Below are 22,494 nucleotides of genomic sequence, written 5' to 3'. Positions count from 1 at the left end.
CCTAAATGAGAGGTCCGAAGACCTCTCAGAAAATTTATAAAACTACAACAGGTTTAATTAAATCGCTTGGCTTGTTTTTCATTAGCATCAAAGCATCTTCAACATGTTCAAATCCTTTGAATTTATGTGTAAGCATTGGTTTTACATCAAGCTTTCCACATTCGATAAGAGATGCAAGTTTTTCAAGTCTTAAACGTCCGCCTGGCATTAAACCGCCAAGAATTTGTTTATGTCCCATACCTACACCCCATTCAACACGAGGAATATTGATGTAAGTACCGCTTCCAAGATAGTTTACATTACCGATTTTTCCACCCGGTTTTAAACATTTGATAACAGGTTCAAATGTTTCAACTCCGCCGCCGGCAATAATTGCCTTATCAACGCCTTTTCCATCTGTTAGAGCAAGAACCTGTTCGTCAATAGAACCGTCTTTATATCCGATAAAGTCTGTAGCGCCATATCCTTTAGCGACATCTCTGCAAATTTGTCTTGTACCGACACAAATTATTCTTGAAGCTCCTCTTAAGTTTGCTCCGGCAACTGCCATTAATCCGACAGGACCGATTCCAACGACAAGAACTGTATCTCCGAATTGTACATCTGCAAGTTCTACGCCATGGAATCCTGTAGGAACCATATCAGATAACATACAAGCTTCTTCAGGCGATATTGAATCAGGTAAGTGTGCAAGATTTCCATCTGCATCATTTACATGAAACAGTTCTCCAAATACTCCGTCTTTAAAGTTGGAAAATTTCCAACCTGCAAGCATTCCGCCGGAGTGCATTGAATATCCGGCTTGCGCCTCAAGTGAACTCCAATCGGGAGTTATTGCAGCAACCATAACTCTGTCGCCGGGTTTAAAATCTTTTACAAGAGAGCCTACTTCTTCAACTATTCCACAGCCTTCATGACCTAAAATCATATCATGTCTATCACCGATTGCGCCTTCCCATACAGTATGAACATCTGATGTACATGGGGAAAGAGCTAACGGTCTAACTAAAGCATCTAACGGACCGCAAACAGGACGTTCTTTCTCAATCCATCCGGTTTGACCTATACCTAACATTGCAAAACCTTTCATAGTAAAACCTCCTTATATCGTTTGGTAATATTTTAATACATTAGCATATGCATTACAATATATTTTGAAAAAAAACTAAAGTAATACTTAGTATATTATATCAAATCATTTGGAGATAGTTACAAAATATATACTTTTATTTATAAAATGGAACTATGTAGGAAAATCTAATATTAAGTTTAATTTAGTATCTTGTATTAAAAGGTACTAAATGATATAATGCAATTATAAAGTGAGGTAATAGTATGAATATTCAATTTAAAAAAGGGGTATTAGAGCTGCTTGTACTGTCTCTTTTAATGGAAAAAGATATGTATGGCTATGAGCTTGTAGAAGAAATTTCCACACACGTAAATATATCGGAAGGAACTATATATCCTCTACTTAGGAGATTAAAAGATGAGAGATATGTCGAGACATACCTTGAAGAATCTCAAAGCGGACCGCCGAGGAAGTATTATAAGCTTACTGATGCCGGAAAAGATGAGTGTATCTTTCAATTGAAAGAGTGGGATGATTTTATAAAAAGTGTTAATTTTATTTTAAGGAGACAGATATGAAAAAGAAGGAGTTTTTAGATTTACTTAGATATTATTTAAAAGATATGCCGAGAATAGTAGTAGATGATATTATTTCAGATTATGAAGAACATTTTTCTTTTGCCGTTGAAAGGGGAAAGAGCGAGGAACAAATATGTGATGAGCTTGGAGCGCCGGAGTTAATTGCTAAGGATTATATGAAGAATGAAGGTAAAAAGTTAAAGGTTCAGATGCAAGATTATGATTACACTGAGAATAGAGAAAAAAAGAAAAAGTCTTCTAATGATACGCTGTTAATTATATTAATAGTAATTGGCGGTATTATATTTTTAGGACCGATACTTGGAGTTGGGATGGGTATATTTGGAGCGATATTTGGACTTTTGGCTTCTATAATAGCGATTGGCGGAAGTTTTATACTTGTCGGATTAGCTCTTCCTTTGTCATTAATACCGACGGTAATATATCCTAATTTTATTTCAATCCCTTCAATTTTTATGGAGATAAATCCGATAACAAAAATTTTTGCTACTATTTCACTGATAACAATAGGTGTATTATTTATAGGCCTTGCAATTAAATTATTTAAAACTGTTATAAAGGGAATAAAAAATATTTTCGTTGCAATAAGATGGAAGATTAACAAGAGGAGAGAAATGTAATGAGAGATTTTATGACAAAAACAGCTATAGTGGCAGTTGTATTTTCGTGTTTAACAGTAGGTTCATTTTTTGCATTTGATTATAAAAATGTAAAAGATAAAGTTTTTTGTGAAGATTATTGGAATAATTCTATTTCTAATCAAATGGATAGAGAATATAAATCGGTTTTAAAAGAGAACGGAAAATTTGACAGCATAAAAATAAACTCTACCAATTTATCTATTGCAATAGTTGAATCTGAAGAAGACAAATATGAATTATATTCTAAAATACCTAATGCGGATTTTAGAAAGTATATAAATATCAGTACGTCAAAAGATGATGGAGGCTTTGAATGTAAGGTCGATGAAATCAAGTCCACTAATAAAAATGTATTTAAGATTGTATTTTATACAACTGATCCTAAAAGTTTAGCTGTAAAGATTGATTCTGTAAATGGAAGTATTGATGTGGATGGAGTTTTGAAAAATTTGGATGTTGATTTTACAAATGGAGCTATAAATTTGAATGCAGAAGAATCTTATAACGCAAATATAGAGACAATAAATGGTATTGTTAGTATAAACTTTAAAAAAATAGATGCGGTTATAAGTGTGGAAGCTGTAAATGGAGTAATAAAATTTTTAGATGAATCTCGTATCTCCGTAGGAGGTGTACATGAATTTAATAAAAAAATTGGAAATGGGCGTGATGAAATTGATATAGAAATGGTAAATGGAGAAGTTTATATATCTGAATAGCTATAGATTTTATTATAACTATATTTTTAGACGCATGTGAAAGCTATGAAAAAATATATATAATATAATTTGTGAGTTTTTAATAAATATAAATAGATTTTGAGATTAATGTAATTTTGTTAATTAAGCTATAATTACAGTTAATAATTAAAATTAAAGATTTAATGGCAGCACTGATTGATACGGGTGCTGTTTTTTTATGCAAAAATGTCTGATTGGGCTAAAAATATCTTTTTAGAGTAGACATGAGATTATAATTAGTTTATTATTATGATAATGAATATCAAAAAAAGGTGATTTTATGCTTGGACTTGATTTTATAATAAATGTTATGGATATTAAAGGTCTCCGCTTTGTGGGAGAAGAAAATAAGTTTTATAAATTTACAGGGAAAAATGGCGAGAAACTTGATATGTATTGTGCTGAAATATTTGATGGTGTACTTGTTGCTATTACAGATTATGAGGATGTTGTTTCATATATATCGCCGGAAGAGATTTATATAGAAAACTTAAATTTATCTTATTGTTTAGAGGGAAGAATTGAGTGGGGACTAAAAGATAATAGATATACATACTTGTCTAAAAAGTCTTTTATGGTAGATACGTGTCCCTTATCTGTACAGTCGTATAGTTTTCCTATGAAAAAATTTAAGGGAATTACCTATATGATATCTATAAATAATATAAACGAACATACTAAAAATATATTCAGTTTATTTGGAGTGGATATATTAGAAATTTATGAAAAGTTTAAAATTCATAAAACTTATATGAAAAGAGATAATCCGAGAATAAATGAAATTTTATATGGATTTAATTCACATGATTTTTTGAATGTAAATACATATAGAATAAAGCTTATTGAAATTTTAAATTATATTCAAAATTTAGACACATCTGAGAAAGATGTTTTGACATATTATAAAAGTTCTCAGGTGAAAAAAGTAAAGGATATAAGAAGTTTTTTGATTGGCGATTTATCTAAGAGATATACTATTGAATTTATTTCAGAGAAGTTTAATATCTCGATGACTACTCTTAAAAAGTTGTTTAAAGAAATTTATGGTATGCCGATAAATTCATATTTGATTGATTACAAGATAAATGAAGCTGAAATTTTGCTTAAAGAATCTGAAAAATCCATAACTGAAATAGCAAATTTACTTGGATATTCAAATGTAAGTAAGTTTTCAAAAATTTTTAAGGACATGAAAGGATGTAGTCCTTCTAAATTTAGAAATATGAGGAGGTAGTATGAATACTTATAAAAAATTGTTGAGTTATGTTCCTGAAAAAAAGCATGATGCGTATATTTCAATGATATTGTCGGTTATTTCATGTTTTTTATTAATGGGTCCATATTGGTATTTTTGGAAATTTTTAAATGAACTTATAGTAAACGGTAATGTAGAAAATTCAAAATATTATGCTGTACTAATAGTAGTAATGATGATTGCCAATTCGATAGTATATTTCTTTGCGCTTTGGGCATCACATTTGCTTGCATTTAGGCTTGAAACAAATTTGAGAAAAGTAGGAATAAAATATCTGATGAATTCATCATTTGCATTCTTTGATATGAATTCATCGGGAAAGATAAGAAAAATTATAGATGATAATGCGGCAGAAACTCATATGATTGTTGCGCATTTAATTCCCGATCTTGTTGGAGCTGTAATAACACCGATTTTAATGGTAATGATAACTTTTATGGTAGATATAAAGTTTGGAATAGCTATTATAATTTTGATTGTTATAGGTGGAATTGAAGTAAATTGGATGATGGGTAATAAAGAATTTATGGCAACATATATGGCATCTCTTGAAAAATTAAATAGTGAAGCTGTTGAGTATGTTAGAGGTATGCAAGTGGTAAAGATATTTAGAAGTACAATTCATTCATTTAAAGCATTTTATGAATCTATAATGAGTTATTCCAAATATGCCTTTAACTATACAATAAGTTGCAGAACACCATATGTTGCATTTCAAGTTTTATTTAATATTTTTGCTGTAATTTCAATACCTTTTGCAATTTATTTTTTGAATAGAGGAGTAAATCCGAAGTTTGTATTAGCTAAGACAGTTTTCTTTATGTGTTTTGCAGGGATTATGTTCACATGTTTTATGAAAATAATGTATGTTGGAATGTATCAATATATGGGAGTCTCAGCTGTAGAAAAACTTGAAAAACTATTTGAAGGGATGTCTGTTGAAAATTTAAAACATGGAAATATAGAAAAATTTGACAGTTATAACATAGAATTTAAAAATGTATCTTTTAAATATGAAGATGATTATGTATTAAAAAATGTAAGTTTTTCATTAAAAGATAAAAGAGTATATGCACTTGTAGGTTCATCAGGAAGCGGAAAGTCAACAATAGCAAAGCTTATTTCCGGATTTTATAAGGTGAATGAAGGCGATATTTTGATTGGAGAAAGAAATATAAGCGAATATTCTCAAAAAGCACTTATGAGTAATATTGCCTTTGTATTCCAAAATTCAAAGCTGTTTAAAACAACAATATTTGAAAATGTTAAGATGGGAAATGAGAATGCAAGCTATGAGGATGTTATGAATGCCTTAAAAAGTGCAAGATGTGACGACATTCTGGATAAGTTTAAGGATAGAGAGAATACTGTTATAGGGTCTAAAGGAGTATATTTATCCGGTGGAGAAATCCAGAGAATTGCTATTGCAAGAGCAATTTTAAAAAATGCAAATATTATAATACTTGATGAAGCATCAGCTGCGGCTGATCCTGAAAATGAATACGAAATACAACAAGCTTTTTCAAACCTTATGAAAGATAAGACTGTAATAATGATAGCACACAGACTCAGTTCCATTAGAAATGTAGATGAAATTTTAGTAATTGAAGATGGAAATGTAATAGAAAGAGGAACGGATAAAGAGCTTATGAATATTGAGGGAAAATATAGTGCATTGCAAGCTTTATTTGCAAAGGCGAATGATTGGAGGATTTATGATTAACAGAATAAAAAAGATGTTTGGGCTTACTGAAACAGGAGCAAGAGGTCTTGTTAGAGCATCTATATCTTCATTTTTTATGTATCTTGCGTATATGGCTCCGATAATTTTAATTATGTATTTTATACAGGGATTAATTGAAAATAATCTAAACGGAATTAATTTTTATATAGTCGGAATTTTAGTTCTTGCTATTGCGATGTATGCGATTATTTATATAAATTATAATACTTTATATATGGAAGTTTATAAGGAAAGTGCAAACCTTAGAATAGAAATTGCAAATATTTTGAAAGCTTTGCCGCTATCTTATTTTTCAAAGCATGACATATCAGACTTATCTCAAGCTGTAATGAAGGATGTATCGGATATAGAACATGCAATGAGTCATGCTATTCCTCAAGTTATAGGATTTATAATTTATCTTATAGTAATAAGTATAATGATGCTTACAGGAAATTTTAAATTGGGACTTTGCGTAATAATTCCGGTTGTGTTAAGTTTTATAATGCTTATTTTGTCTAAAAAGTTTCAAATTTATGGAACTACCAAATACTATAAAAATTTGAGAGAAAATTCAGAAAGTTTTCAAGAGGCTATAGAACTTCAGCAGGAAATTAAGAGCTATGGACAAAGTGAAAAAGTGGCGGAAGATCTGAATAGAAAGGTTGAAAAGACTGAAAAAATTCATATAGCATCTGAATTTTATCAAGCAATACCTGTTTCACTGTCAAGTTCCGTTCTCAGATTTACTTTAGGACTTACAATTTTATTCGGAAGTATTTTATATATTAGAGGAGAAGTATCTTTGTTATATTTAATCGGATATTTAGCTGCCGCTTCAAAAATAATAGACGGAGTTAGCGGGCTATATATGAACATTGCCGAAATATTGTATATAGATGCGAGAATTAAGAGAATTCAAGAACTGAGAGGTGTTCAGTTACAAGGCGGAGAAAAGTTTGATATTAAACAATATGATATTGAATTTAAAGATGTAGAATTTTCTTATAATGATGAGAGAAAAGTAATAGATAAAGTTTCGTTTATTGCAAAACAAAATGAAGTCACAGCTTTAGTAGGACCGTCAGGTTGCGGTAAAACTTCAATACTAAGACTTATGTCAAGGCTTTATGACTATGACAAGGGGCAAATTATTATCGACGGAAAAGAAATAAAGAATATAGATACAGATTCGCTTTTTGAAAAAATTTCAATAGTATTTCAGGATGTTACCTTATTCAATACATCTGTTATGGAAAATATCAGAATAGGAAATAAAAATGCGAGTGATGAAGATGTAATAAAAGCTGCAAAACTTGCAAATTGTAATGAGTTTATTGAAAAATTACCTGATGGATACAATACATTTATAGGAGAAAACGGAAGTAAGCTTTCCGGAGGAGAAAGACAGAGAATTTCTATTGCAAGGGCGATATTAAAAGATGCTCCTATAATAATTTTAGATGAGATAAGTGCTTCGCTTGATGTAGAAAATGAAATGAAAATACAGGAAGGATTAAACACTCTTATAAAGAATAAGACTGTTGTAATAATTTCTCATAGATTAAAGTCAATTGAAAAGGCTGATAAGATAGTTGTTTTGGAAAATGGAAAAGTAGAATCCATAGGTAAACACGATGAATTAATGAAAACTTCAAAGCTGTATAACAGAATGATTCAAAGATCGAATATAACGGAAGAATACTTATATTGATAAGATAGTTGAAATTGAATTTGTTTTTTTGATAAAGTTATAATAGGAAATTAATTTATATTGTATACTGAAGTTATTAATTAATATAAAGAGGTTTTATGAATAAAAAAAATTTTTTGTATTAACTATATTTTTTGTATTACCTATTATAATAGTGCTTACAGTTTTATTTAAAGTTAAGAGCGGGAGTAAAGCGGAGGAAGAATTTTTAAGTTTAGCTACTCAGCCGATTTATGCGGAAGTTCTTATGGGAGAAGATGCAAGAAAATCTTTAAGTGATAATAATGTGGCGGATGCAACTAACGGGGAAGAAATTAATGATTTTGTAAAAATGTCCTATAATGAAAAACGTGAGAAAATCAAAGAAAATATTTTAAAGGCGATTAAAGAAAAAGAAGAAGGTAGACAATTTGTTTGGACTCCTACGGGACTTGAATTGATGAAAAAATATTATCCTGACTTGTATGATAGACTAAGTGAAGAAGAAAAACAGGGAGAAGTTATGTCATCTGAAGGTGAACAATTGAATTAGTAATAAAAATTTGTGAAAATTAAAAAAGATATGGCTATTAGTCATATCTTTTTTTGATAATTGAAACAATAAATAAATTTCACAAAAATTTCACATAAAAACGAAAAAAAATTAAAAAAATTCTTTACAAATATAGTTGTATTTTGTATAATATTAGAGCGTTTGAAATGAATTAATTGCGATGATTTCATAAGTTGCTTGAAATCTTGTGGAAAAAAGGGATTTCAAGGTAATTATGAATGAGAAGTCTAAACTTGATTTAGGCGATGGGTTATTTTTTCTTTTATTGTGTACCCGATGAAACACCGGGGCGCGTTTATCGATAACCCTTTCTCGCAAGAAGCGTATTTATGCGAATAGGAGGGAAATTATGTCAAACAATAGCAAACAAAAAATTAGAATCAGACTTAAAGCTTATGATCATGAACTTATTGACAGTTCTGCTTCAAAAATCGTAGAGGCTGCAAAACAAACAGGTGCAACTGTTTCAGGTCCAATACCTCTACCTACAGAAAAGGAAGTTGTAACTATATTAAGAGCAGTTCACAAGTATAAGGATTCAAGAGAACAATTTGAGCAAAGAACTCACAAACGTCTTATTGATATCATCAATCCAAATCAAAAGACTGTTGATTCACTAATGAAGCTCAACTTACCGGCTGGTGTTGATATAGAAATTAAGCTATAGATAATTGTTCTTTATAAGATTGTTGATACAATCCGCTGTAAAAATTTAGGAGGTTAAGCATTGAAATTATTAATTGGAAAAAAGATTGGGATGACTCAAATCTTTGATGAAGAAGGTAAAGTTACTCCAGTAACAGTTATTGAAGCTGAGCCTAACGTAGTAGTTCAAAAAAAGACTGTTGAAGTAGACGGATATAATGCTGTTCAAGTTGCAACAGGATTTGTAAAAGAAAGAAGAGTTAATAAACCTTTAAAAGGACACTTCGCTAAGGCAGGCGTAGAATGCAAAAAGAATTTAAGAGAATTCAGAACTGAAGAAGTTGAAAACTATAATATCGGAGATGAAATTAAAGTTGACTTATTCTCAGTTGGAGAATTTATTGATGTTACAGGTACTTCAAAGGGTAAGGGAACACAAGGTGTTATAAGAAGACACGGCTTTGGACGTGGTAGAGAAACTCACGGTTCTAAGTTCCACAGAATGCCAGGTGGTATGGGTGCCGCTACTTATCCGGGAAAAGTATTTAAAAATCACAGAATGGCTGGAAAGATGGGAAATGAGCAAGTTACAGTTCAAAACCTTGAGGTAGTAAGAGTTGATCTTGAAAAGAATTTAATTCTTGTAAAGGGTGCGATACCTGGACCTAAGAAGGGAATAGTAACTTTAAAAGAAACTGTTAAAGCTCATAAGTAGTGAAAGGAGGGTATAATATGCCTAAAATTCAAGTTGTCAATATGGAAGGCGCTGCCGTTTCAGAAATTGAACTAAATGAAAATATATTTGATATTGATATAAATGAGCATGCTGTATACCTAGTAGTTAAAAACATTTTAGCTAACAGAAGACAAGGCACTAAGAGCGCAAAGACACGTGCAGAAGTACGTGGAGGCGGGAGAAAGCCTTGGAAACAAAAGGGAACAGGACGTGCTCGTCAAGGTAGTATAAGATCTCCTCAATGGAGAGGCGGAGGAATTGTATTTGCACCGAAGCCAAGAGATTTCTCATATACAACACCTAAGAAAGTAAGAAGACTTGCACTTAGAAGTGCTCTTACTTCAAAAGTACGTGAAAATGAAATGATAGTAGTTGATGATATTAAGATGAACGATGCTAAGACAAAGAATTTTGTTCAAATGTTAAAGGCAATAAAAGCAGATCCGAAAGCACTTGTTGTAGTAGCCGGATATGATGAAAAAGTAAAGATAGCTGCAAGAAATATTCCTAATGTGAAGACAACAATGGCGGAAAATATTAATGTATATGACATCTTAAAATACAACTCACTTGTTATAACAGAGGACGCTTTAAGAGTAATTGAGGAGGTGTTCAACTAATGAATGCATACGATATTATTAGAAGACCGATAGTTACTGAAAAGAGTATGGATCAAATGGAACACGGAAAATATACATTTGAAGTTTCAAAAGATGCTACTAAGGCTGAAATAAAGAGAGCTGTCGAAGAAGTGTTTGGAGTAAAAGTTAAGACAATAAACACTATGAATATGCGTGGAAAATTAAAGAGACAAGGTGCGCATCAAGGAAGACGTCCATCATGGAAAAAAGCAATAGTTAAACTTACAGAGGATTCTAAAGCAATTGAATTCTTTGAAGGTATGGAATAATTGAGGAGGTAAAAAGATGGCAATTAGAGGATATAAACCAACTTCTCCTGCTCGTAGACAGATGACTGTCTCAACATTTGAAGAGATTACAAAAAAGGCACCTGAAAAAAGCCTTACTATAAATCTAAAAACAACTGCCGGTAGAAATGCTCAAGGAAGAATAACTTCAAGACATAGAGGCGGCGGAGTTAAGAGAAGATACAGAATAATCGACTTTAAAAGAAATAAAGACGGAGTTCCTGCAACAGTAGCTTCAATTGAATATGATCCATACAGAACAAGTTATATAGCTCTATTGAACTATGTAGATGGTGAAAAGAGATATATCCTGGCTCCTAACGGATTAAAAGTTGGAGATAAAGTAGAATCTGGAGAAAACGCTGATATCAAAATAGGAAATGCGTTAAAATTAAAAGATATACCTGTAGGTACAACGGTTCATAATGTTGAAATGACTCCAGGAAAAGGAGGACAACTTGCAAGATCGGCAGGTTCTGAAGCTCAATTAATGGCTAAAGAAGGAAAGTTTGCACAATTAAGACTTCCTTCAAGTGAATTTAGATTGGTAAGTGTTGATTGTAAAGCAACAATCGGACAAGTTGGAAATCTATCACATGAACTTATAACTCTTGGCAAGGCAGGAAAGAGCAGATATCTTGGAAACAGACCTCATGTAAGAGGATCTGCAATGAACCCTGTAGATCACCCTCATGGTGGTGGGGAAGGTAGAGCTCCGATAGGTAGACCGTCACCGGTAACACCTTGGGGTAAACCGGCTCTTGGACTTAAGACAAGAAAGAAGAACAAGAAGAGCGATAAATATATCGTAAGAAGAAGAACGAAGTAAGCGGGAGGTAAAAAATGAGTAGATCAGTTAAAAAAGGACCTTTTGCAGATGAACATTTGCTAAAGAAAATCGACGCATTAAATGAAGCAAACGAAAAGAAAGTTGTTAAAACTTGGTCTCGCCGCTCCACAATATTTCCTGAAATGGTACAACATACAATCGCCGTTCATGATGGTAGAAAGCATGTTCCAATATATATAACAGAAGATATGGTTGGTCATAAACTTGGTGAATTTGTTCCTACAAGAACATTCAGAGGCCATGTAGGCAAGAATGAAAAGACAACTGGATTAAAGAAATAAGAGAAAGGGGATTAAAATGGAAGCAAGAGCAATTGCTAAATATGTGAGAATTTCACCATTAAAGGTGAACTATATTTGTGCTGAAATTCGTGGAAAGCAAGTTGACGAAGCCCTTTCTATTCTAAAGTTCACTCCTAAGAGAGGAGCAAAGGAACTATATAAGGTGCTTAATTCTGCAGTAGCTAATGCTGAGAACAACTTAAATTTAAACAGAGATAATTTATACGTTAAAAAGGCCTATGCCAATGATGGTCCTACAATGAAGAGATTTCATCCTAAGGCAAAAGGTATGGCATATCCGATATTAAAAAGATCAAGCCACATTGGCGTTGTAGTTGCAGAACAAGAGTAAGGAGGGTAAATAATGGGCCAAAAAGTTAACCCACATGGACTTCGTGTTGGTATTATCAAAGACTGGGATTCTAAATGGTATGCTAATAAGAAGAATTTCGCAGACCTATTAGTTGAAGATAATAAAATTCGTAAATATATAAAGAAAAAACTTTATACAGCCGGAATTTCAAAAGTTGAAATAGAAAGAGCTGCAAATAAAGTTAAGGTTTCAATTTCAACAGCTAAACCGGGAATGGTTATCGGTCGTGGAGGAGTTGGAGTAGAAGAACTTAGAACAGAACTTGAAAAATTGACAAAAAAGAGTGTTGTTCTAAATATTGAAGAAATTAAAAATCAAGATTTAGATTCTCAATTAGTAGCGGAAGCTATAGCGGAATCACTTGAGAGAAGAGTATCTTTCAGACGTGCAATGAAACAAGCTATTCAAAGAACAATGAGAGCCGGAGCACTTGGTATAAAGACAGCGGTATCGGGTCGTCTTGGCGGAGCTGATATGGCAAGAACAGAAGGATATTCTGAGGGAACTATACCTCTACAAACTCTAAGAGCTGACATTGATTATGGTTTTGCAGAAGCTGATACAACTTATGGTAAGCTTGGTGTAAAAGTATGGTTATATAAAGGGGAAGTTCTTCCTGAAAAGAAAGATGAGAAGAAAAATAACAGAGATAATAAGAGAAGAAGACCTCAAAACAAAGATAACAGAGATAATAAAAGAAATAATAATAGAAAAAACTTTAGAAATGACTCTAAAGATAAAAAAGAAAACTAAGCTACCGAAGAAAGGAGGAAACATTTATGTTAATGCCTAAGAGAGTAAAGTATCGTAGAGTTCACAGAGGCAGAATGAAGGGTAAGGCGTTACGTGGAAACACATTAACTTACGGCGGATACGGACTTCAAGCACTTGAACCTGCATGGATTACTTCAAATCAAATAGAAGCGGCACGTCGTGCAATGACAAGATATATAAAAAGAGGTGGAAATATCTGGATTAAGATTTTCCCGGATAAGCCTGTTACTGAAAAACCAGCTGAAACACGTATGGGATCTGGTAAGGGAGCTCCTGCTTATTGGGTAGCTGTAGTAAAACCCGGTCGTATAATGTTTGAAATGGATGGCGTAGATGAAGAAACTGCAAGAGAAGCAATGAGACTTGCAGCAATGAAATTGCCTATAAAGACAAAGTTTGTAATGAAAGAAAAGGATGGTGAATCAAATGAAGACTAAGGAAATTCGCCAAATGTCAAGTGAAGAATTAAATAAAAAAGTTATTGAATTAAAAAGCGAGCTATTCAACTTGAGATTTAGGTTGGCAACCGGTCAACTTGATAATCCATCAAGCATAAAGAGTGTAAAAAGAGATATCGCCAGAGTAAAGACGATAATCAGACAACGTGAATTAGCAGTGGGAAAGGAGGCTTAATCTCATGGAAAGAAACAATAGAAAGACTATTGTTGGTACAGTAGTAAGTGATAAAATGGATAAGACTATTGTAGTGGCTGTTGAGACTTTTGTAACTCATCCCATTTACAAAAAGAGATTTAAAAAGACTACAAAATTCAAAGCTCATGATGAGAAGAATGAATGTGGTATTGGCGACAAAGTAAAAATAATGGAAACAAGACCACTTAGCAAAGACAAGAGATGGAGATTAGTAAGTATTATTGAGAAAGCTCAATAAATCTTAGAAGGAGGAAGTTCATGATTCAACAAGAAACAAGACTACGTGTTGCTGATAATTCCGGAGCAAAAGAACTACTTGTCATAAAGGTACTTGGTGGTACAAATAGAAAGACAGCAAGCATAGGAGATGTAGTAGTTTGTTCTGTAAAGACTGCAACACCGGGTGGAGTTGTGAAAAAAGGAAGCGTAGTTAAGGCTGTTATAGTTAGAACAAGTAAAGGTATTAGTCGTAAAGACGGTTCATATATAAGCTTTGATGATAATGCGGCAGTTATTATAAAAGACGATAAGAGTCCGGTAGGGACACGTATCTTCGGACCTGTAACCAGAGAGTTAAGAAATGGAAACTTTATGAAAATTATCTCTTTGGCTCCAGAAGTACTTTAATCAGGAGGTAATTATATGCGTATTAAAAAAGGTGATACAGTAAAAGTAATTGCCGGAAAAGATAAAGGAAAAACCGGTAAAGTATTAAAGACTTTTCCTCGTGAAGATAGAGTAATCATAGAAAAAGTTAATATGGTTACAAAACACATGAAGGCTAAAGGACCACAAAACCCAGGCGGGATTGAAAAGAAAGAAGCTCCAATTCATGTTTCAAATGTTATGTATTTCGATACAAAAACAAATAAAGCAACAAGACTTGGATATAAAATAGAAGATGGTAAGAAAATCAGATTTAAAAAATCAGATGGACAACCTATAAAGTAAGGAGGTAGACTATGACTTCAAGATTAAGAGAAAAATATGAAAATGAAGTAGTAAACTATCTACTTGAAAAATTCGGATATAAGAATGTAATGGAAGTTCCAAAACTTGAAAAAGTTGTCATAAACATTGGACTTGGAGAAGCAAAAGACAATCCAAAGGCACTTGAATCAGCTGTAAATGATCTTACTTTGATTTCAGGACAAAAGCCTATAGTTACGTTAGCAAGAAAATCAATAGCTAACTTTAAACTACGTGAAGGACACAAAATAGGATGTAAAGTAACATTACGTGGAGAAAAAATGTATGATTTCTTAGATAAATTAATGAATGTTGCACTTCCTAGAGTAAGAGACTTTAGAGGAGTTAAGGATACATCATTTGACGGAAGAGGAAATTATGCACTTGGCTTGAAAGAACAATTAATCTTCCCTGAAATAGAATACGATAAAGTAGATGCTATCAGAGGTATGGATATAATTGTTGTAACAACAGCAAAAACAGACGAAGAAGCTAAAGCTTTCCTTGAGAGAATGGGAATGCCATTTGCAAAGTAATAGGAGGTAACATTTGTGGCAAAAAAATCTATGATTGCTAAACAAAAGAGAAAACCGAAATATAGCACTCGTGAATATACAAGATGTAAGATTTGTGGAAGACCACACTCTGTTTTAAAGAAATATGGAATTTGTAGAATTTGTTTTAGAGAATTAGCATATAAAGGACAAATTCCAGGTGTTAGAAAAGCAAGTTGGTAATTCTACCATTAGGAAAGGAGGCAAAAAATTATGATGACAGACCCTATTGCAGATATGCTTACCAGAATAAGAAATGGTAATAATGCAAGACATAAATCTGTTGATATTCCGGCTTCAAATATTAAAAAAGAAATATCTGAAATTCTTCTAAAGGAAGGATACATTAAAAATTACGAAGTAATTGAAGATGATAAGCAAGGTATTATTAGAATAGATTTTAAGTATGGAGATAATAAAGAAAGAGTTATAAGTGGAATAAAGAGAATTTCAAAACCTGGACTAAGAGTTTACGCTCAAAGCAGTGATATTCCTAAGGTGCTTGGAGGACTTGGAATTGCAATAGTTTCAACTTCAAAGGGAATTTTAACTGACAAAGAAGCAAGAGCCAATGGTGTTGGTGGAGAAGTTATTTGCTACGTTTGGTAACAGGAGGTGTTAGCATGTCAAGAATCGGTAAAAAACCAATTGAAATCCCTGCTGGCGTAGAAGTTAAGGTTGAAAATAACACAGTAACTGTAAAAGGACCTAAGGGAGAATTAACACAAAGTTTTGATCGTGACATGATTATTGAAATTGAAAATTCAGTTTTAACAGTAACAAGACCAAGCGATAGCAAAAAGCACAGAGCTATGCACGGTTTAGTTAGAACTTTAATTAACAATATGGTAATCGGTGTTGCAGAAGGATATAAAAAAGAATTAGAAATAGTGGGAACAGGATACAGAGCAGCTAAGACAGGTAATAAACTTGCATTAACTCTTGGATTCTCACACCCGTTAGAATTGGAAGATCCTGCAGGAATAGAAGTAGAAGTACCTGCACCTACAAAAATTATAGTTTCAGGAATTGACAAGCAAAAAGTAGGAGCTTATGCAGCTCATATCAGAAGCTATAGACAACCTGAACCATATAAGGGTAAAGGCATTAAGTACGTTGATGAACATATCAGACGTAAAGTAGGAAAAACTGGTAAGTAAAAGGAGGAGAATTAATAGTGTTTAATAAAATTGATAGAAACGCAAATAGAATAAAAAGACACAAGAGAATAAGAAATAAAATCTCCGGAACAACAACTTGCCCACGACTATCTGTTTTTAGATCAGGTGCGCATATTTATGCACAACTAATAGATGATGTAAAAGGACACACAATGGTATCTGCTACAACTCTTGACAAGTCACTTGGACTTGAAAACACAAAGAATATGGAAGCAGCCAAGAAAATTGGAGAAACAATAGCAAAGCGTGCTCTTGATGCAGGAATTGAAGAAGCAGTTTTTGATAGATCTGGATATCTATATCATGGTCGTATAAAAGCACTTGCAGAAGCAGCAAGAGAAGCCGGACTTAAATTCTAAAAAAGGAGGGGAAAAATGGAACGTTCATTAATAAATGCAGCAGAACTTGATCTTGAAGAAAGAGTTGTAGCTATAAATAGAGTTGCAAAAGTAGTAAAGGGCGGTAGAAATTTTAGATTCTCAGCTCTTGTAGTAGTAGGAGATCATAACGGACACGTTGGAGTTGGAACAGGTAAAGCTCTTGAAGTACCTGAAGCAATTAGAAAAGCAGTTCAAGATGCAAAGAAACATCTTATTGAAGTAAATCTATTAGATACTTCTATCCCTCATCAAGTAACCGGAGTTGTCGGTGCAGGTAGAGTATTCTTAAAGCCAGCACATGCCGGTACAGGAGTTATCGCAGGTGGAGCAGTTCGTGCGGTTTGCGAGCTTGCAGGAATAAGTGATATTCGTACAAAGAATCTTGGTTCAAATAATCCGAGAAATACAGTAAATGCTACTATAGAAGCACTTTCTCAATTAAAGACAGCTGAAAAGGTAGCAAGACTTAGAAATAAATCTGTAGATGAGATTTTAGGATAAGGGGGTAAGAACTATGAAAATAAAATTAGTAAAGAGCCCTATTGGAAGAATAGAAACTCATAAAAGAACAGTAAGAGCACTTGGACTTAAAAAAATTGGACAAGTAGTTGAAAAAGAAGATAATCCTCAAATCAGAGGAATGATTAAACAAGTATCATATATGCTTGAAGTTGAAGAATAAGGAGGTGTGAAACTTGAAATTACATGACTTAAGACCGGCAGAAGGCGGAGGAGTAAAGGCTAAGAAAAGACTTGGTAGAGGTATCGGTTCAGGTACAGGAAAAACTTCAGGAAAAGGTCATAAAGGACAAAATGCTCGTAGTGGCGGTGGAGTAAGACCTGGATTTGAAGGAGGTCAAATGCCTTTATTTAGAAGACTTCCAAAGAGAGGTTTCACAAATGTATTCGCAAAGGAATATGCTGAAATTAATATTTCTGCGTTAAATGTTTTTGAAAATGGAACAGAAGTAACACCTGAAACGTTAATAAGCAGAGGAATAATTAAAAGTGCAAAGGCTAAAGATGGCGTTAGAATCCTTGGAAATGGAGAGTTAAATGTAAAGTTGACAGTAAAGGCTCAACATTTTTCTAAGACTGCGGCAGAAAAGATTGAAGCTGCTGGAGGAAAGGCAGAGGTGATCTAATGATTTCCACATTTAAAAATGCATGGAAAATACCACAATTACGTAAGAAGATGTTGTTTACACTTCTAATGTTATTGATATATAGATTAGGTTCACATATAACAGTACCTTATATGAATGCACAAGAGGTTCAAAAGCTTTTTAGCGGAGCAAATCAAAGTGTATTTTCATTGCTTGACTTGATGGCAGGGGGAAATTTTAGAAACTATACAATATTTGCTGCAAATATATATCCATATATTACAGCGTCAATTGTTCTTCAACTTTTGACAATAGCAATACCTTCACTTGAAGCACTTGCTAAAGAAGGGGAAACAGGTAGAAAGAAAATTGCAAAATATACAAGATATCTTGCAATAGCAATGACATTTGTACAAGCTATAGGATATTCTTTCGGTTTTTTCAGACAAGCAGTTTTAGCTGACAACTTTTTTGAAAAAACAGTAGTTGTATTATCAATTGTAGCGGGTACTGCACTTTTAATCTGGATAGGAGAACAAATTACAGAGCATGGAATAGGAAATGGTATTTCGTTATTGATTTTTGCCGGTATAGTTAGTAGATTCCCTACAGATATAATAAAATCAGTTATGATGGTAAAAGCTGGACTTGCAAGTCCTATAGCTTTAGTGATATTTTTAATACTTGCCATTTTAATAGTTGTGTTTGTAGTTGTTTTTAACGAAGGGGAAAGAAGAATTCCTGTTCAATATGCAAAAAGAGTGGTTGGAAGAAAAATGTATGGCGGACAATCTACTCATATACCTGTAAAAGTATTAATGAGTGGAGTTATGCCTATAATATTTGCCAATTCATTGGTGGCAATTCCTGCAACAATAGCACTTTTTGTAAAGAGTGAACCGACAAGAAAAGCTATTATGAAATATTTCACAACTGAAGGAACGGTCGGAGCTGTACTATATATATTATTTACCGTATTATTAATAGTATTCTTCACATATTTCTATACTTCAATTCAATTTAATACAGTGGAATATTCTAAGAGTTTACAAACAAATGGAGGTTTTATACCGGGTATAAGACCGGGAAAACCTACAAGTGATTATCTTCAAAGAACAGTAAATAGATTGGTACTTCCGGGAGCGATAGCACTTTCAATACTTGCTGTACTTCCAATAGTATTAACTAAACTATCCAGTTTACAATTTAACTATGGTGGAACAAGTATGATAATAGTTGTAGGAGTAGTTCTTGAAACTACAAGAGTATTAGAACAACAATTATTAATGAGACACTACAAAGGATTCTTGAAAAAATAGGAGGTAATTAAATGAAATTAGTTATTTTAGGGCCTCCAGGAGCAGGTAAAGGTACTCAAGCGGATTTTATTATAAAAAAATACAACATACCTCATATTTCAACTGGAGATATTTTTAGAGAGAATATAAAAAATGGAACTGAATTGGGTAAAAAAGCTAAATCATATATGGATAAAGGATTGCTTGTACCGGATGAAGTAGTAATAGAAATAGTACAAGACAGAATTTGTAAAGATGATTGCAAAGACGGCTTTTTACTTGACGGTTTTCCAAGAACGGTAGCTCAAGCAGTTAGTCTTGATGCGGAACTTGATAAGCTTGGAACAAAACTTGATAGAGTTGTAAACATAGATGTAGATACAAACATCTTAGTTGACAGAGCAGTTGGTAGAAGAGTATGTAAAACATGTGGTGCTACTTACCATATAGAGTACAATCCTCCTAAAATTGAGGGAATATGCGACAAAGACCAAACTCCTTTAATTCAAAGAGATGACGATGTTAAAGAAACAGTAGAAACAAGAATTAAAGTATACTTTGATCAAACATCACCTCTGATAGATTACTATCATGCACAAGGACTTCTATTAAATATTGATGGAACAAAAGATATTAAAGAAGTATTTGAAAGTATAGTAGAAGGCTTAGAAAAGTAAGTATGGACAAAACTTTTTTTATAGAAGTTGGACAGGTAGTAAAATCAAAATCAGGCAGAGATGCAGGATTAATATTTTTAGTTTATGAAATTCTGGATGACAGCTATGTATATATAGTTAACGGCTCGAATAGAAAGCTTAATAATCCTAAGAAGAAAAAGATTAAGCACTTAATTAAGTACAATGGAAAAGTTGATTTACAAGTAGAAAATTTTAACGATAGCTATATAAGAAAAGCATTAAAGAATTATAACTAAAGAAAAGGAGGAGCCTTTTAATGGGCAAAGAAGATGTAATTGAAGTTGAGGGAACAGTAGTAGATGCACTTCCCAATACTAATTTTAAAGTTAAACTTGAAAATGGGCATGTAATACTTGCTCACATTTCAGGAAAGCTTAGAATGAATTATATAAGAATACTTCCAGGGGATAAGGTAACAGTTGAACTATCACCTTATGATTTGTCTAGAGGCAGAATAACTTGGAGAAAGAAATAGATAATCCTATAAAATTAGGAGGGATATAAATGAAAGTTAGACCATCTGTTAAGAAGATGTGTGAAAAATGTAAGATTATAAAAAGAAATGGTAGAATAATGGTAATTTGCGAAAACCCAAAGCATAAGCAAAGACAAGGATAAGAGGAGGCTTATTAATGGCAAGAATTGCTGGTATTGACTTACCCAGAGAAAAACGCGTTGAAATTGGTCTTACTTATATATATGGAATCGGCAGAAAAAGATCTCAAGAGATTTTAACTAATGCTGATGTAAACTTTGATACAAGAGTAAAGGACTTAACTGAATCTGAACTTGCTCGTATAAGAGATGAAATAGATAAGTACCATGTAGAAGGAGATCTTCGTCGTGATATAGCAATGAACATTAAGAGATTAAAAGAAATCAATTGCTATAGAGGAATGAGACACAAAAAAGGACTTCCTGTAAGAGGTCAAAAGACAAAGACTAATGCAAGAACAAGAAAAGGTCCTAAGAAATTAGTATCTAAGAAGAAGTAAAGGGGGGAATAACATGGCTAAAAAACAAAAAGTAACACGCGTTAGAAGAAGAGAGCGTAAAAACATTGAAAAAGGACAAGCACATATAGCTTCAACTTTTAATAATACAATGGTAACTCTAACAGATATGAGCGGAAATGTTATTTCCTGGGCAAGTGCTGGACAACTTGGATTTAGAGGTTCAAGAAAGTCAACACCATTTGCTGCACAAGAAGCTGCAGAATCTGCAGCAAGTAAGGCAAAAGAACATGGTCTTAAATCAGTAGAAGTATTTGTAAAAGGACCTGGTTCAGGAAGAGAAGCTGCAATAAGATCGCTTCAAGCATCAGGTCTTGAAGTTACAATGATAAAAGATGAAACACCAATTCCACATAATGGATGTAGACCACCTAAGCGTAGGAGAGTTTGATTAATTACACTCCTAATAACCCATGATAAGGAGGGTAACCCATGATAGAAATAGAAAAGCCAAGCATTGAGAAGTTAGAGTTGGATGAATCCGGCGTATATGGGAAATTTGTAGTTGAACCCCTTGAAAGTGGATATGGCATTACAATAGGAAACTCTCTTAGAAGAGTACTTCTTTCCTCTCTTCCGGGTGCAGCAATTTCATTTATAAACATCAGGGGAGTAGAGCATGAATTTGCTACTATTCCCGGTGTGTTAGAAGATGTTCCGCAAATTATTCTAAATATTAAAGGAATTGTCTTAAAGACAAATGAAGATGAGCCGGTAAAAGTTATAATTGAAAAAAAAGGCGAAGGAGAAATACTAGCCTCTGACATCCAAACAGGTGGAGATGTAGAGATTATAAACTTGGATCATCACATTGCAACATTAAATGAAGATGCGGATGTTTATATTGAACTTACTATAGAAAGAGGACGTGGTTATGAACCTTCTGAATTAAAGAAGGATGAAATTACTGAAATCGGAGTAATTCCAATTGATTCTAATTATACACCGATAAAAAAAGTAAATTGGAAAGTAGAAAATACAAGAGTTGGAAACAGAACCGACTATGATAGACTTATACTTGAAGTAACAACAGACGGTTCAATGAAAGCTGATGAAGCAACATCTCTTGCAGCAAAAATACTTACAGAACACTTGAATTTGTTTATAGGACTTACAGAACATGTAAATAATGTAAACATTATGGTCGAGAAAGAAGAAGATCAAAAGGAAAAAGTATTAGAGATGACGGTAGAAGAACTCGACCTTTCAGTTAGAAGCTTTAACTGTTTGAAACGCGCAAACATAAATACAGTAGAAGAGCTTACTCAAAAATCTGAAGACGATATGATGAAAGTTAGAAATCTTGGAAAGAAATCATTGGAAGAAGTTGAAAATAAATTAGCTGAATTAGGCTTAGGTTTAAGAAGAGAAGACGAATAAAGGAGGGTTTAAAATGGCAAAGTTAAGAAAGCTTGGTCGCCCAACTGCTCATAGAAAGGCTATGCTTAGAAACCTTGTAACATCATTGTTAAGAGAAGAAAAGATTGTAACAACAGTGACACGTGCTAAGGAAACAAAGAGAATGGCAGAAAAAATGATCACTTTAGGCAAGCGTGGAGATCTTCATGCAAGAAGACAAGCATTATCATATATTTACGACGAAGATGTTGTAACAAAATTATTTGCTGAAATTGCGCCAAAATATGCAGAAAGAAACGGCGGATATACAAGAATATTAAAATTGGGTAATCGTCGAGGCGATGGAGCGGAAGAAGCAAGAATTGAATTAGTATAATAAAAAAGAGAATCCTTTAAGG

The 22,494-nt window shown here is 33.0% G+C and carries 38 protein-coding genes; 37 read left to right on the top strand and 1 reads right to left on the bottom strand.

Features of this window, described 5'->3' with window-relative positions; all coding sequences use genetic code 11:
• Positions 1 to 34: 34 nt before the first annotated feature.
• On the bottom strand, positions 35 to 1,090 hold the full coding sequence (locus HMPREF0629_RS00235) for an NAD(P)-dependent alcohol dehydrogenase (protein WP_009221366.1): 1,056 nt from the start codon (positions 1,088 to 1,090) through the stop codon (positions 35 to 37).
• 245 nt (positions 1,091 to 1,335) lie between these two features.
• Between HMPREF0629_RS00235 and HMPREF0629_RS00230 the strand changes: the two genes are divergently transcribed.
• The 37 genes from HMPREF0629_RS00230 to rplQ all read left to right on the top strand — a co-directional run bounded on the left by HMPREF0629_RS00230 (position 1,336) and on the right by rplQ (position 22,472).
• Positions 1,336 to 1,650: a PadR family transcriptional regulator gene (locus HMPREF0629_RS00230; protein WP_009221365.1), complete on the top strand. Its 315-nt coding sequence runs from the start codon at positions 1,336 to 1,338 to the stop codon at positions 1,648 to 1,650.
• Entirely contained in the window at positions 1,647 to 2,291 is a 645-nt protein-coding gene (locus HMPREF0629_RS00225) for a DUF1700 domain-containing protein (protein WP_009221364.1), read from the top strand. Before HMPREF0629_RS00230 ends, HMPREF0629_RS00225 begins: the two co-directional genes overlap by 4 nt.
• Positions 2,291 to 3,031 carry a hypothetical protein gene (locus tag HMPREF0629_RS00220; protein ID WP_009221363.1) on the top strand — a complete coding sequence of 247 codons (741 nt, stop codon included), beginning with the start codon at positions 2,291 to 2,293 and terminating at the stop codon, positions 3,029 to 3,031. Before HMPREF0629_RS00225 ends, HMPREF0629_RS00220 begins: the two co-directional genes overlap by 1 nt.
• 301 nt (positions 3,032 to 3,332) lie before the next feature.
• Complete coding sequence (locus HMPREF0629_RS00215) at positions 3,333 to 4,286, top strand: AraC family transcriptional regulator (protein WP_009221362.1); 954 nt, start codon at positions 3,333 to 3,335, stop codon at positions 4,284 to 4,286.
• Position 4,287: 1 nt separating this feature from the next.
• Positions 4,288 to 6,030 carry an ABC transporter ATP-binding protein gene (locus HMPREF0629_RS00210; protein WP_009221361.1) on the top strand — a complete coding sequence of 581 codons (1,743 nt, stop codon included), beginning with the start codon at positions 4,288 to 4,290 and terminating at the stop codon, positions 6,028 to 6,030.
• A complete protein-coding gene (locus tag HMPREF0629_RS00205) occupies positions 6,008 to 7,744 on the top strand; it encodes an ABC transporter ATP-binding protein (protein WP_009221360.1) in 1,737 nt (578 codons plus the stop codon). Before HMPREF0629_RS00210 ends, HMPREF0629_RS00205 begins: the two co-directional genes overlap by 23 nt.
• A gap of 154 nt (positions 7,745 to 7,898) precedes the next feature.
• A complete protein-coding gene (locus HMPREF0629_RS00200) occupies positions 7,899 to 8,276 on the top strand; it encodes a hypothetical protein (protein ID WP_009221359.1) in 378 nt (125 codons plus the stop codon).
• A 370-nt stretch (positions 8,277 to 8,646) separates the two neighbouring features.
• The gene (gene rpsJ, locus HMPREF0629_RS00195; protein WP_009221358.1) at positions 8,647 to 8,964 is read left to right on the top strand and encodes a 30S ribosomal protein S10; all 318 of its coding nucleotides are present in this window, start codon (positions 8,647 to 8,649) and stop codon (positions 8,962 to 8,964) included.
• Between the two features lie 60 nt (positions 8,965 to 9,024).
• Positions 9,025 to 9,657: a 50S ribosomal protein L3 gene (gene rplC / locus HMPREF0629_RS00190; RefSeq protein WP_009221357.1), complete on the top strand. Its 633-nt coding sequence runs from the start codon at positions 9,025 to 9,027 to the stop codon at positions 9,655 to 9,657.
• Positions 9,658 to 9,674: 17 nt separating this feature from the next.
• Positions 9,675 to 10,298, top strand: coding sequence for a 50S ribosomal protein L4 (gene rplD / locus HMPREF0629_RS00185; protein ID WP_009221356.1), 624 nt, complete (start codon positions 9,675 to 9,677; stop codon positions 10,296 to 10,298).
• A complete protein-coding gene (gene rplW, locus HMPREF0629_RS00180; RefSeq protein WP_009221355.1) occupies positions 10,298 to 10,588 on the top strand; it encodes a 50S ribosomal protein L23 in 291 nt (96 codons plus the stop codon). The genes rplD and rplW overlap by 1 nt, the downstream gene beginning before the upstream one ends.
• Positions 10,589 to 10,604: 16 nt before the next feature.
• Positions 10,605 to 11,435, top strand: a complete 831-nt coding sequence (gene rplB, locus HMPREF0629_RS00175) for a 50S ribosomal protein L2 (RefSeq protein WP_009221354.1) — start codon at positions 10,605 to 10,607, stop codon at positions 11,433 to 11,435.
• A gap of 14 nt (positions 11,436 to 11,449) precedes the next feature.
• Positions 11,450 to 11,737 carry a 30S ribosomal protein S19 gene (rpsS, locus tag HMPREF0629_RS00170; protein WP_009221353.1) on the top strand — a complete coding sequence of 96 codons (288 nt, stop codon included), beginning with the start codon at positions 11,450 to 11,452 and terminating at the stop codon, positions 11,735 to 11,737.
• Positions 11,738 to 11,753: 16 nt separating this feature from the next.
• Positions 11,754 to 12,089, top strand: coding sequence for a 50S ribosomal protein L22 (rplV, locus tag HMPREF0629_RS00165; RefSeq protein WP_009221352.1), 336 nt, complete (start codon positions 11,754 to 11,756; stop codon positions 12,087 to 12,089).
• A gap of 12 nt (positions 12,090 to 12,101) precedes the next feature.
• On the top strand, positions 12,102 to 12,863 hold the full coding sequence (rpsC, locus tag HMPREF0629_RS00160; protein ID WP_009221351.1) for a 30S ribosomal protein S3: 762 nt from the start codon (positions 12,102 to 12,104) through the stop codon (positions 12,861 to 12,863).
• Between the two features lie 26 nt (positions 12,864 to 12,889).
• Complete coding sequence (gene rplP / locus HMPREF0629_RS00155; protein WP_009221350.1) at positions 12,890 to 13,321, top strand: 50S ribosomal protein L16; 432 nt, start codon at positions 12,890 to 12,892, stop codon at positions 13,319 to 13,321.
• On the top strand, positions 13,311 to 13,517 hold the full coding sequence (gene rpmC / locus HMPREF0629_RS00150; RefSeq protein ID WP_036730084.1) for a 50S ribosomal protein L29: 207 nt from the start codon (positions 13,311 to 13,313) through the stop codon (positions 13,515 to 13,517). Before rplP ends, rpmC begins: the two co-directional genes overlap by 11 nt.
• Before the next feature lie 4 nt (positions 13,518 to 13,521).
• Entirely contained in the window at positions 13,522 to 13,776 is a 255-nt protein-coding gene (gene rpsQ / locus HMPREF0629_RS00145; protein WP_009221348.1) for a 30S ribosomal protein S17, read from the top strand.
• A 20-nt stretch (positions 13,777 to 13,796) separates the two neighbouring features.
• A complete protein-coding gene (gene rplN, locus HMPREF0629_RS00140) occupies positions 13,797 to 14,165 on the top strand; it encodes a 50S ribosomal protein L14 (protein ID WP_009221347.1) in 369 nt (122 codons plus the stop codon).
• Positions 14,166 to 14,180: 15 nt separating this feature from the next.
• Positions 14,181 to 14,489, top strand: a complete 309-nt coding sequence (gene rplX, locus HMPREF0629_RS00135; RefSeq protein WP_009221346.1) for a 50S ribosomal protein L24 — start codon at positions 14,181 to 14,183, stop codon at positions 14,487 to 14,489.
• An 11-nt stretch (positions 14,490 to 14,500) separates the two neighbouring features.
• A complete protein-coding gene (gene rplE / locus HMPREF0629_RS00130; RefSeq protein ID WP_009221345.1) occupies positions 14,501 to 15,043 on the top strand; it encodes a 50S ribosomal protein L5 in 543 nt (180 codons plus the stop codon).
• Positions 15,044 to 15,058: 15 nt separating this feature from the next.
• On the top strand, positions 15,059 to 15,244 hold the full coding sequence (locus HMPREF0629_RS00125) for a type Z 30S ribosomal protein S14 (protein ID WP_009221344.1): 186 nt from the start codon (positions 15,059 to 15,061) through the stop codon (positions 15,242 to 15,244).
• Between the two features lie 30 nt (positions 15,245 to 15,274).
• The gene (gene rpsH / locus HMPREF0629_RS00120) at positions 15,275 to 15,670 is read left to right on the top strand and encodes a 30S ribosomal protein S8 (RefSeq protein ID WP_009221343.1); all 396 of its coding nucleotides are present in this window, start codon (positions 15,275 to 15,277) and stop codon (positions 15,668 to 15,670) included.
• Positions 15,671 to 15,684: 14 nt separating this feature from the next.
• A complete protein-coding gene (gene rplF / locus HMPREF0629_RS00115; RefSeq protein WP_009221342.1) occupies positions 15,685 to 16,221 on the top strand; it encodes a 50S ribosomal protein L6 in 537 nt (178 codons plus the stop codon).
• 17 nt (positions 16,222 to 16,238) lie between these two features.
• Positions 16,239 to 16,601: a 50S ribosomal protein L18 gene (gene rplR, locus HMPREF0629_RS00110; protein WP_009221341.1), complete on the top strand. Its 363-nt coding sequence runs from the start codon at positions 16,239 to 16,241 to the stop codon at positions 16,599 to 16,601.
• Between the two features lie 15 nt (positions 16,602 to 16,616).
• Entirely contained in the window at positions 16,617 to 17,123 is a 507-nt protein-coding gene (gene rpsE / locus HMPREF0629_RS00105; RefSeq protein ID WP_009221340.1) for a 30S ribosomal protein S5, read from the top strand.
• Positions 17,124 to 17,136: 13 nt separating this feature from the next.
• On the top strand, positions 17,137 to 17,304 hold the full coding sequence (gene rpmD, locus HMPREF0629_RS00100; RefSeq protein ID WP_009221339.1) for a 50S ribosomal protein L30: 168 nt from the start codon (positions 17,137 to 17,139) through the stop codon (positions 17,302 to 17,304).
• A 13-nt stretch (positions 17,305 to 17,317) separates the two neighbouring features.
• Positions 17,318 to 17,767, top strand: a complete 450-nt coding sequence (rplO, locus tag HMPREF0629_RS00095) for a 50S ribosomal protein L15 (protein WP_009221338.1) — start codon at positions 17,318 to 17,320, stop codon at positions 17,765 to 17,767.
• Positions 17,767 to 19,047 carry a preprotein translocase subunit SecY gene (gene secY, locus HMPREF0629_RS00090; RefSeq protein WP_009221337.1) on the top strand — a complete coding sequence of 427 codons (1,281 nt, stop codon included), beginning with the start codon at positions 17,767 to 17,769 and terminating at the stop codon, positions 19,045 to 19,047. The genes rplO and secY overlap by 1 nt, the downstream gene beginning before the upstream one ends.
• Before the next feature lie 11 nt (positions 19,048 to 19,058).
• Positions 19,059 to 19,703 carry an adenylate kinase gene (locus tag HMPREF0629_RS00085; RefSeq protein WP_009221336.1) on the top strand — a complete coding sequence of 215 codons (645 nt, stop codon included), beginning with the start codon at positions 19,059 to 19,061 and terminating at the stop codon, positions 19,701 to 19,703.
• Between the two features lie 2 nt (positions 19,704 to 19,705).
• Complete coding sequence (locus tag HMPREF0629_RS00080) at positions 19,706 to 19,960, top strand: KOW domain-containing protein (protein WP_009221335.1); 255 nt, start codon at positions 19,706 to 19,708, stop codon at positions 19,958 to 19,960.
• 20 nt (positions 19,961 to 19,980) lie between these two features.
• A complete protein-coding gene (infA, locus tag HMPREF0629_RS00075) occupies positions 19,981 to 20,199 on the top strand; it encodes a translation initiation factor IF-1 (RefSeq protein WP_009221334.1) in 219 nt (72 codons plus the stop codon).
• A gap of 29 nt (positions 20,200 to 20,228) precedes the next feature.
• Positions 20,229 to 20,342, top strand: coding sequence for a 50S ribosomal protein L36 (rpmJ, locus tag HMPREF0629_RS00070; protein ID WP_009221333.1), 114 nt, complete (start codon positions 20,229 to 20,231; stop codon positions 20,340 to 20,342).
• Between the two features lie 14 nt (positions 20,343 to 20,356).
• Positions 20,357 to 20,719, top strand: coding sequence for a 30S ribosomal protein S13 (rpsM, locus tag HMPREF0629_RS00065; protein WP_009221332.1), 363 nt, complete (start codon positions 20,357 to 20,359; stop codon positions 20,717 to 20,719).
• 13 nt (positions 20,720 to 20,732) lie between these two features.
• On the top strand, positions 20,733 to 21,128 hold the full coding sequence (rpsK, locus tag HMPREF0629_RS00060) for a 30S ribosomal protein S11 (protein WP_009221331.1): 396 nt from the start codon (positions 20,733 to 20,735) through the stop codon (positions 21,126 to 21,128).
• Positions 21,129 to 21,169: 41 nt separating this feature from the next.
• On the top strand, positions 21,170 to 22,117 hold the full coding sequence (locus HMPREF0629_RS00055; RefSeq protein ID WP_009221330.1) for a DNA-directed RNA polymerase subunit alpha: 948 nt from the start codon (positions 21,170 to 21,172) through the stop codon (positions 22,115 to 22,117).
• Between the two features lie 13 nt (positions 22,118 to 22,130).
• Positions 22,131 to 22,472 (top strand): 50S ribosomal protein L17, encoded by a 342-nt coding sequence (gene rplQ, locus HMPREF0629_RS00050; RefSeq protein ID WP_009221329.1) that lies wholly within the window; start codon positions 22,131 to 22,133, stop codon positions 22,470 to 22,472.
• Positions 22,473 to 22,494 lie beyond the last annotated feature (22 nt).

Origin of the sequence: Peptoniphilus sp. oral taxon 386 str. F0131 (assembly GCF_000090945.1) — a bacterium.
Taxonomy (GTDB): domain Bacteria; phylum Bacillota; class Clostridia; order Tissierellales; family Peptoniphilaceae; genus Anaerosphaera; species Anaerosphaera mikwangii.
Note: the sequence above shows the minus strand (reverse complement) of the source record. Positions and strands in the feature narration are given on the sequence as shown.

Coding starts and splice junctions, on each gene's coding strand:
- HMPREF0629_RS00235 (WP_009221366.1), bottom strand. CDS start 1,090: ATGAAAGGTTTTGCAATGTTAGGTATAGGTCAAACCGGATGGATTGAG.
- HMPREF0629_RS00230 (WP_009221365.1), top strand. CDS start 1,336: ATGAATATTCAATTTAAAAAAGGGGTATTAGAGCTGCTTGTACTGTCT.
- HMPREF0629_RS00225 (WP_009221364.1), top strand. CDS start 1,647: ATGAAAAAGAAGGAGTTTTTAGATTTACTTAGATATTATTTAAAAGAT.
- HMPREF0629_RS00220 (WP_009221363.1), top strand. CDS start 2,291: ATGAGAGATTTTATGACAAAAACAGCTATAGTGGCAGTTGTATTTTCG.
- HMPREF0629_RS00215 (WP_009221362.1), top strand. CDS start 3,333: ATGCTTGGACTTGATTTTATAATAAATGTTATGGATATTAAAGGTCTC.
- HMPREF0629_RS00210 (WP_009221361.1), top strand. CDS start 4,288: ATGAATACTTATAAAAAATTGTTGAGTTATGTTCCTGAAAAAAAGCAT.
- HMPREF0629_RS00205 (WP_009221360.1), top strand. CDS start 6,008: ATGATTGGAGGATTTATGATTAACAGAATAAAAAAGATGTTTGGGCTT.
- rpsJ (WP_009221358.1), top strand. CDS start 8,647: ATGTCAAACAATAGCAAACAAAAAATTAGAATCAGACTTAAAGCTTAT.
- rplD (WP_009221356.1), top strand. CDS start 9,675: ATGCCTAAAATTCAAGTTGTCAATATGGAAGGCGCTGCCGTTTCAGAA.
- rplW (WP_009221355.1), top strand. CDS start 10,298: ATGAATGCATACGATATTATTAGAAGACCGATAGTTACTGAAAAGAGT.
- rplB (WP_009221354.1), top strand. CDS start 10,605: ATGGCAATTAGAGGATATAAACCAACTTCTCCTGCTCGTAGACAGATG.
- rpsS (WP_009221353.1), top strand. CDS start 11,450: ATGAGTAGATCAGTTAAAAAAGGACCTTTTGCAGATGAACATTTGCTA.
- rplV (WP_009221352.1), top strand. CDS start 11,754: ATGGAAGCAAGAGCAATTGCTAAATATGTGAGAATTTCACCATTAAAG.
- rpsC (WP_009221351.1), top strand. CDS start 12,102: ATGGGCCAAAAAGTTAACCCACATGGACTTCGTGTTGGTATTATCAAA.
- rplP (WP_009221350.1), top strand. CDS start 12,890: ATGTTAATGCCTAAGAGAGTAAAGTATCGTAGAGTTCACAGAGGCAGA.
- rpmC (WP_036730084.1), top strand. CDS start 13,311: ATGAAGACTAAGGAAATTCGCCAAATGTCAAGTGAAGAATTAAATAAA.
- rpsQ (WP_009221348.1), top strand. CDS start 13,522: ATGGAAAGAAACAATAGAAAGACTATTGTTGGTACAGTAGTAAGTGAT.
- rplN (WP_009221347.1), top strand. CDS start 13,797: ATGATTCAACAAGAAACAAGACTACGTGTTGCTGATAATTCCGGAGCA.
- rplX (WP_009221346.1), top strand. CDS start 14,181: ATGCGTATTAAAAAAGGTGATACAGTAAAAGTAATTGCCGGAAAAGAT.
- rplE (WP_009221345.1), top strand. CDS start 14,501: ATGACTTCAAGATTAAGAGAAAAATATGAAAATGAAGTAGTAAACTAT.
- rpsH (WP_009221343.1), top strand. CDS start 15,275: ATGATGACAGACCCTATTGCAGATATGCTTACCAGAATAAGAAATGGT.
- rplF (WP_009221342.1), top strand. CDS start 15,685: ATGTCAAGAATCGGTAAAAAACCAATTGAAATCCCTGCTGGCGTAGAA.
- rpsE (WP_009221340.1), top strand. CDS start 16,617: ATGGAACGTTCATTAATAAATGCAGCAGAACTTGATCTTGAAGAAAGA.
- rpmD (WP_009221339.1), top strand. CDS start 17,137: ATGAAAATAAAATTAGTAAAGAGCCCTATTGGAAGAATAGAAACTCAT.
- secY (WP_009221337.1), top strand. CDS start 17,767: ATGATTTCCACATTTAAAAATGCATGGAAAATACCACAATTACGTAAG.
- HMPREF0629_RS00085 (WP_009221336.1), top strand. CDS start 19,059: ATGAAATTAGTTATTTTAGGGCCTCCAGGAGCAGGTAAAGGTACTCAA.
- HMPREF0629_RS00080 (WP_009221335.1), top strand. CDS start 19,706: ATGGACAAAACTTTTTTTATAGAAGTTGGACAGGTAGTAAAATCAAAA.
- infA (WP_009221334.1), top strand. CDS start 19,981: ATGGGCAAAGAAGATGTAATTGAAGTTGAGGGAACAGTAGTAGATGCA.
- rpmJ (WP_009221333.1), top strand. CDS start 20,229: ATGAAAGTTAGACCATCTGTTAAGAAGATGTGTGAAAAATGTAAGATT.
- rpsM (WP_009221332.1), top strand. CDS start 20,357: ATGGCAAGAATTGCTGGTATTGACTTACCCAGAGAAAAACGCGTTGAA.
- rpsK (WP_009221331.1), top strand. CDS start 20,733: ATGGCTAAAAAACAAAAAGTAACACGCGTTAGAAGAAGAGAGCGTAAA.
- HMPREF0629_RS00055 (WP_009221330.1), top strand. CDS start 21,170: ATGATAGAAATAGAAAAGCCAAGCATTGAGAAGTTAGAGTTGGATGAA.
- rplQ (WP_009221329.1), top strand. CDS start 22,131: ATGGCAAAGTTAAGAAAGCTTGGTCGCCCAACTGCTCATAGAAAGGCT.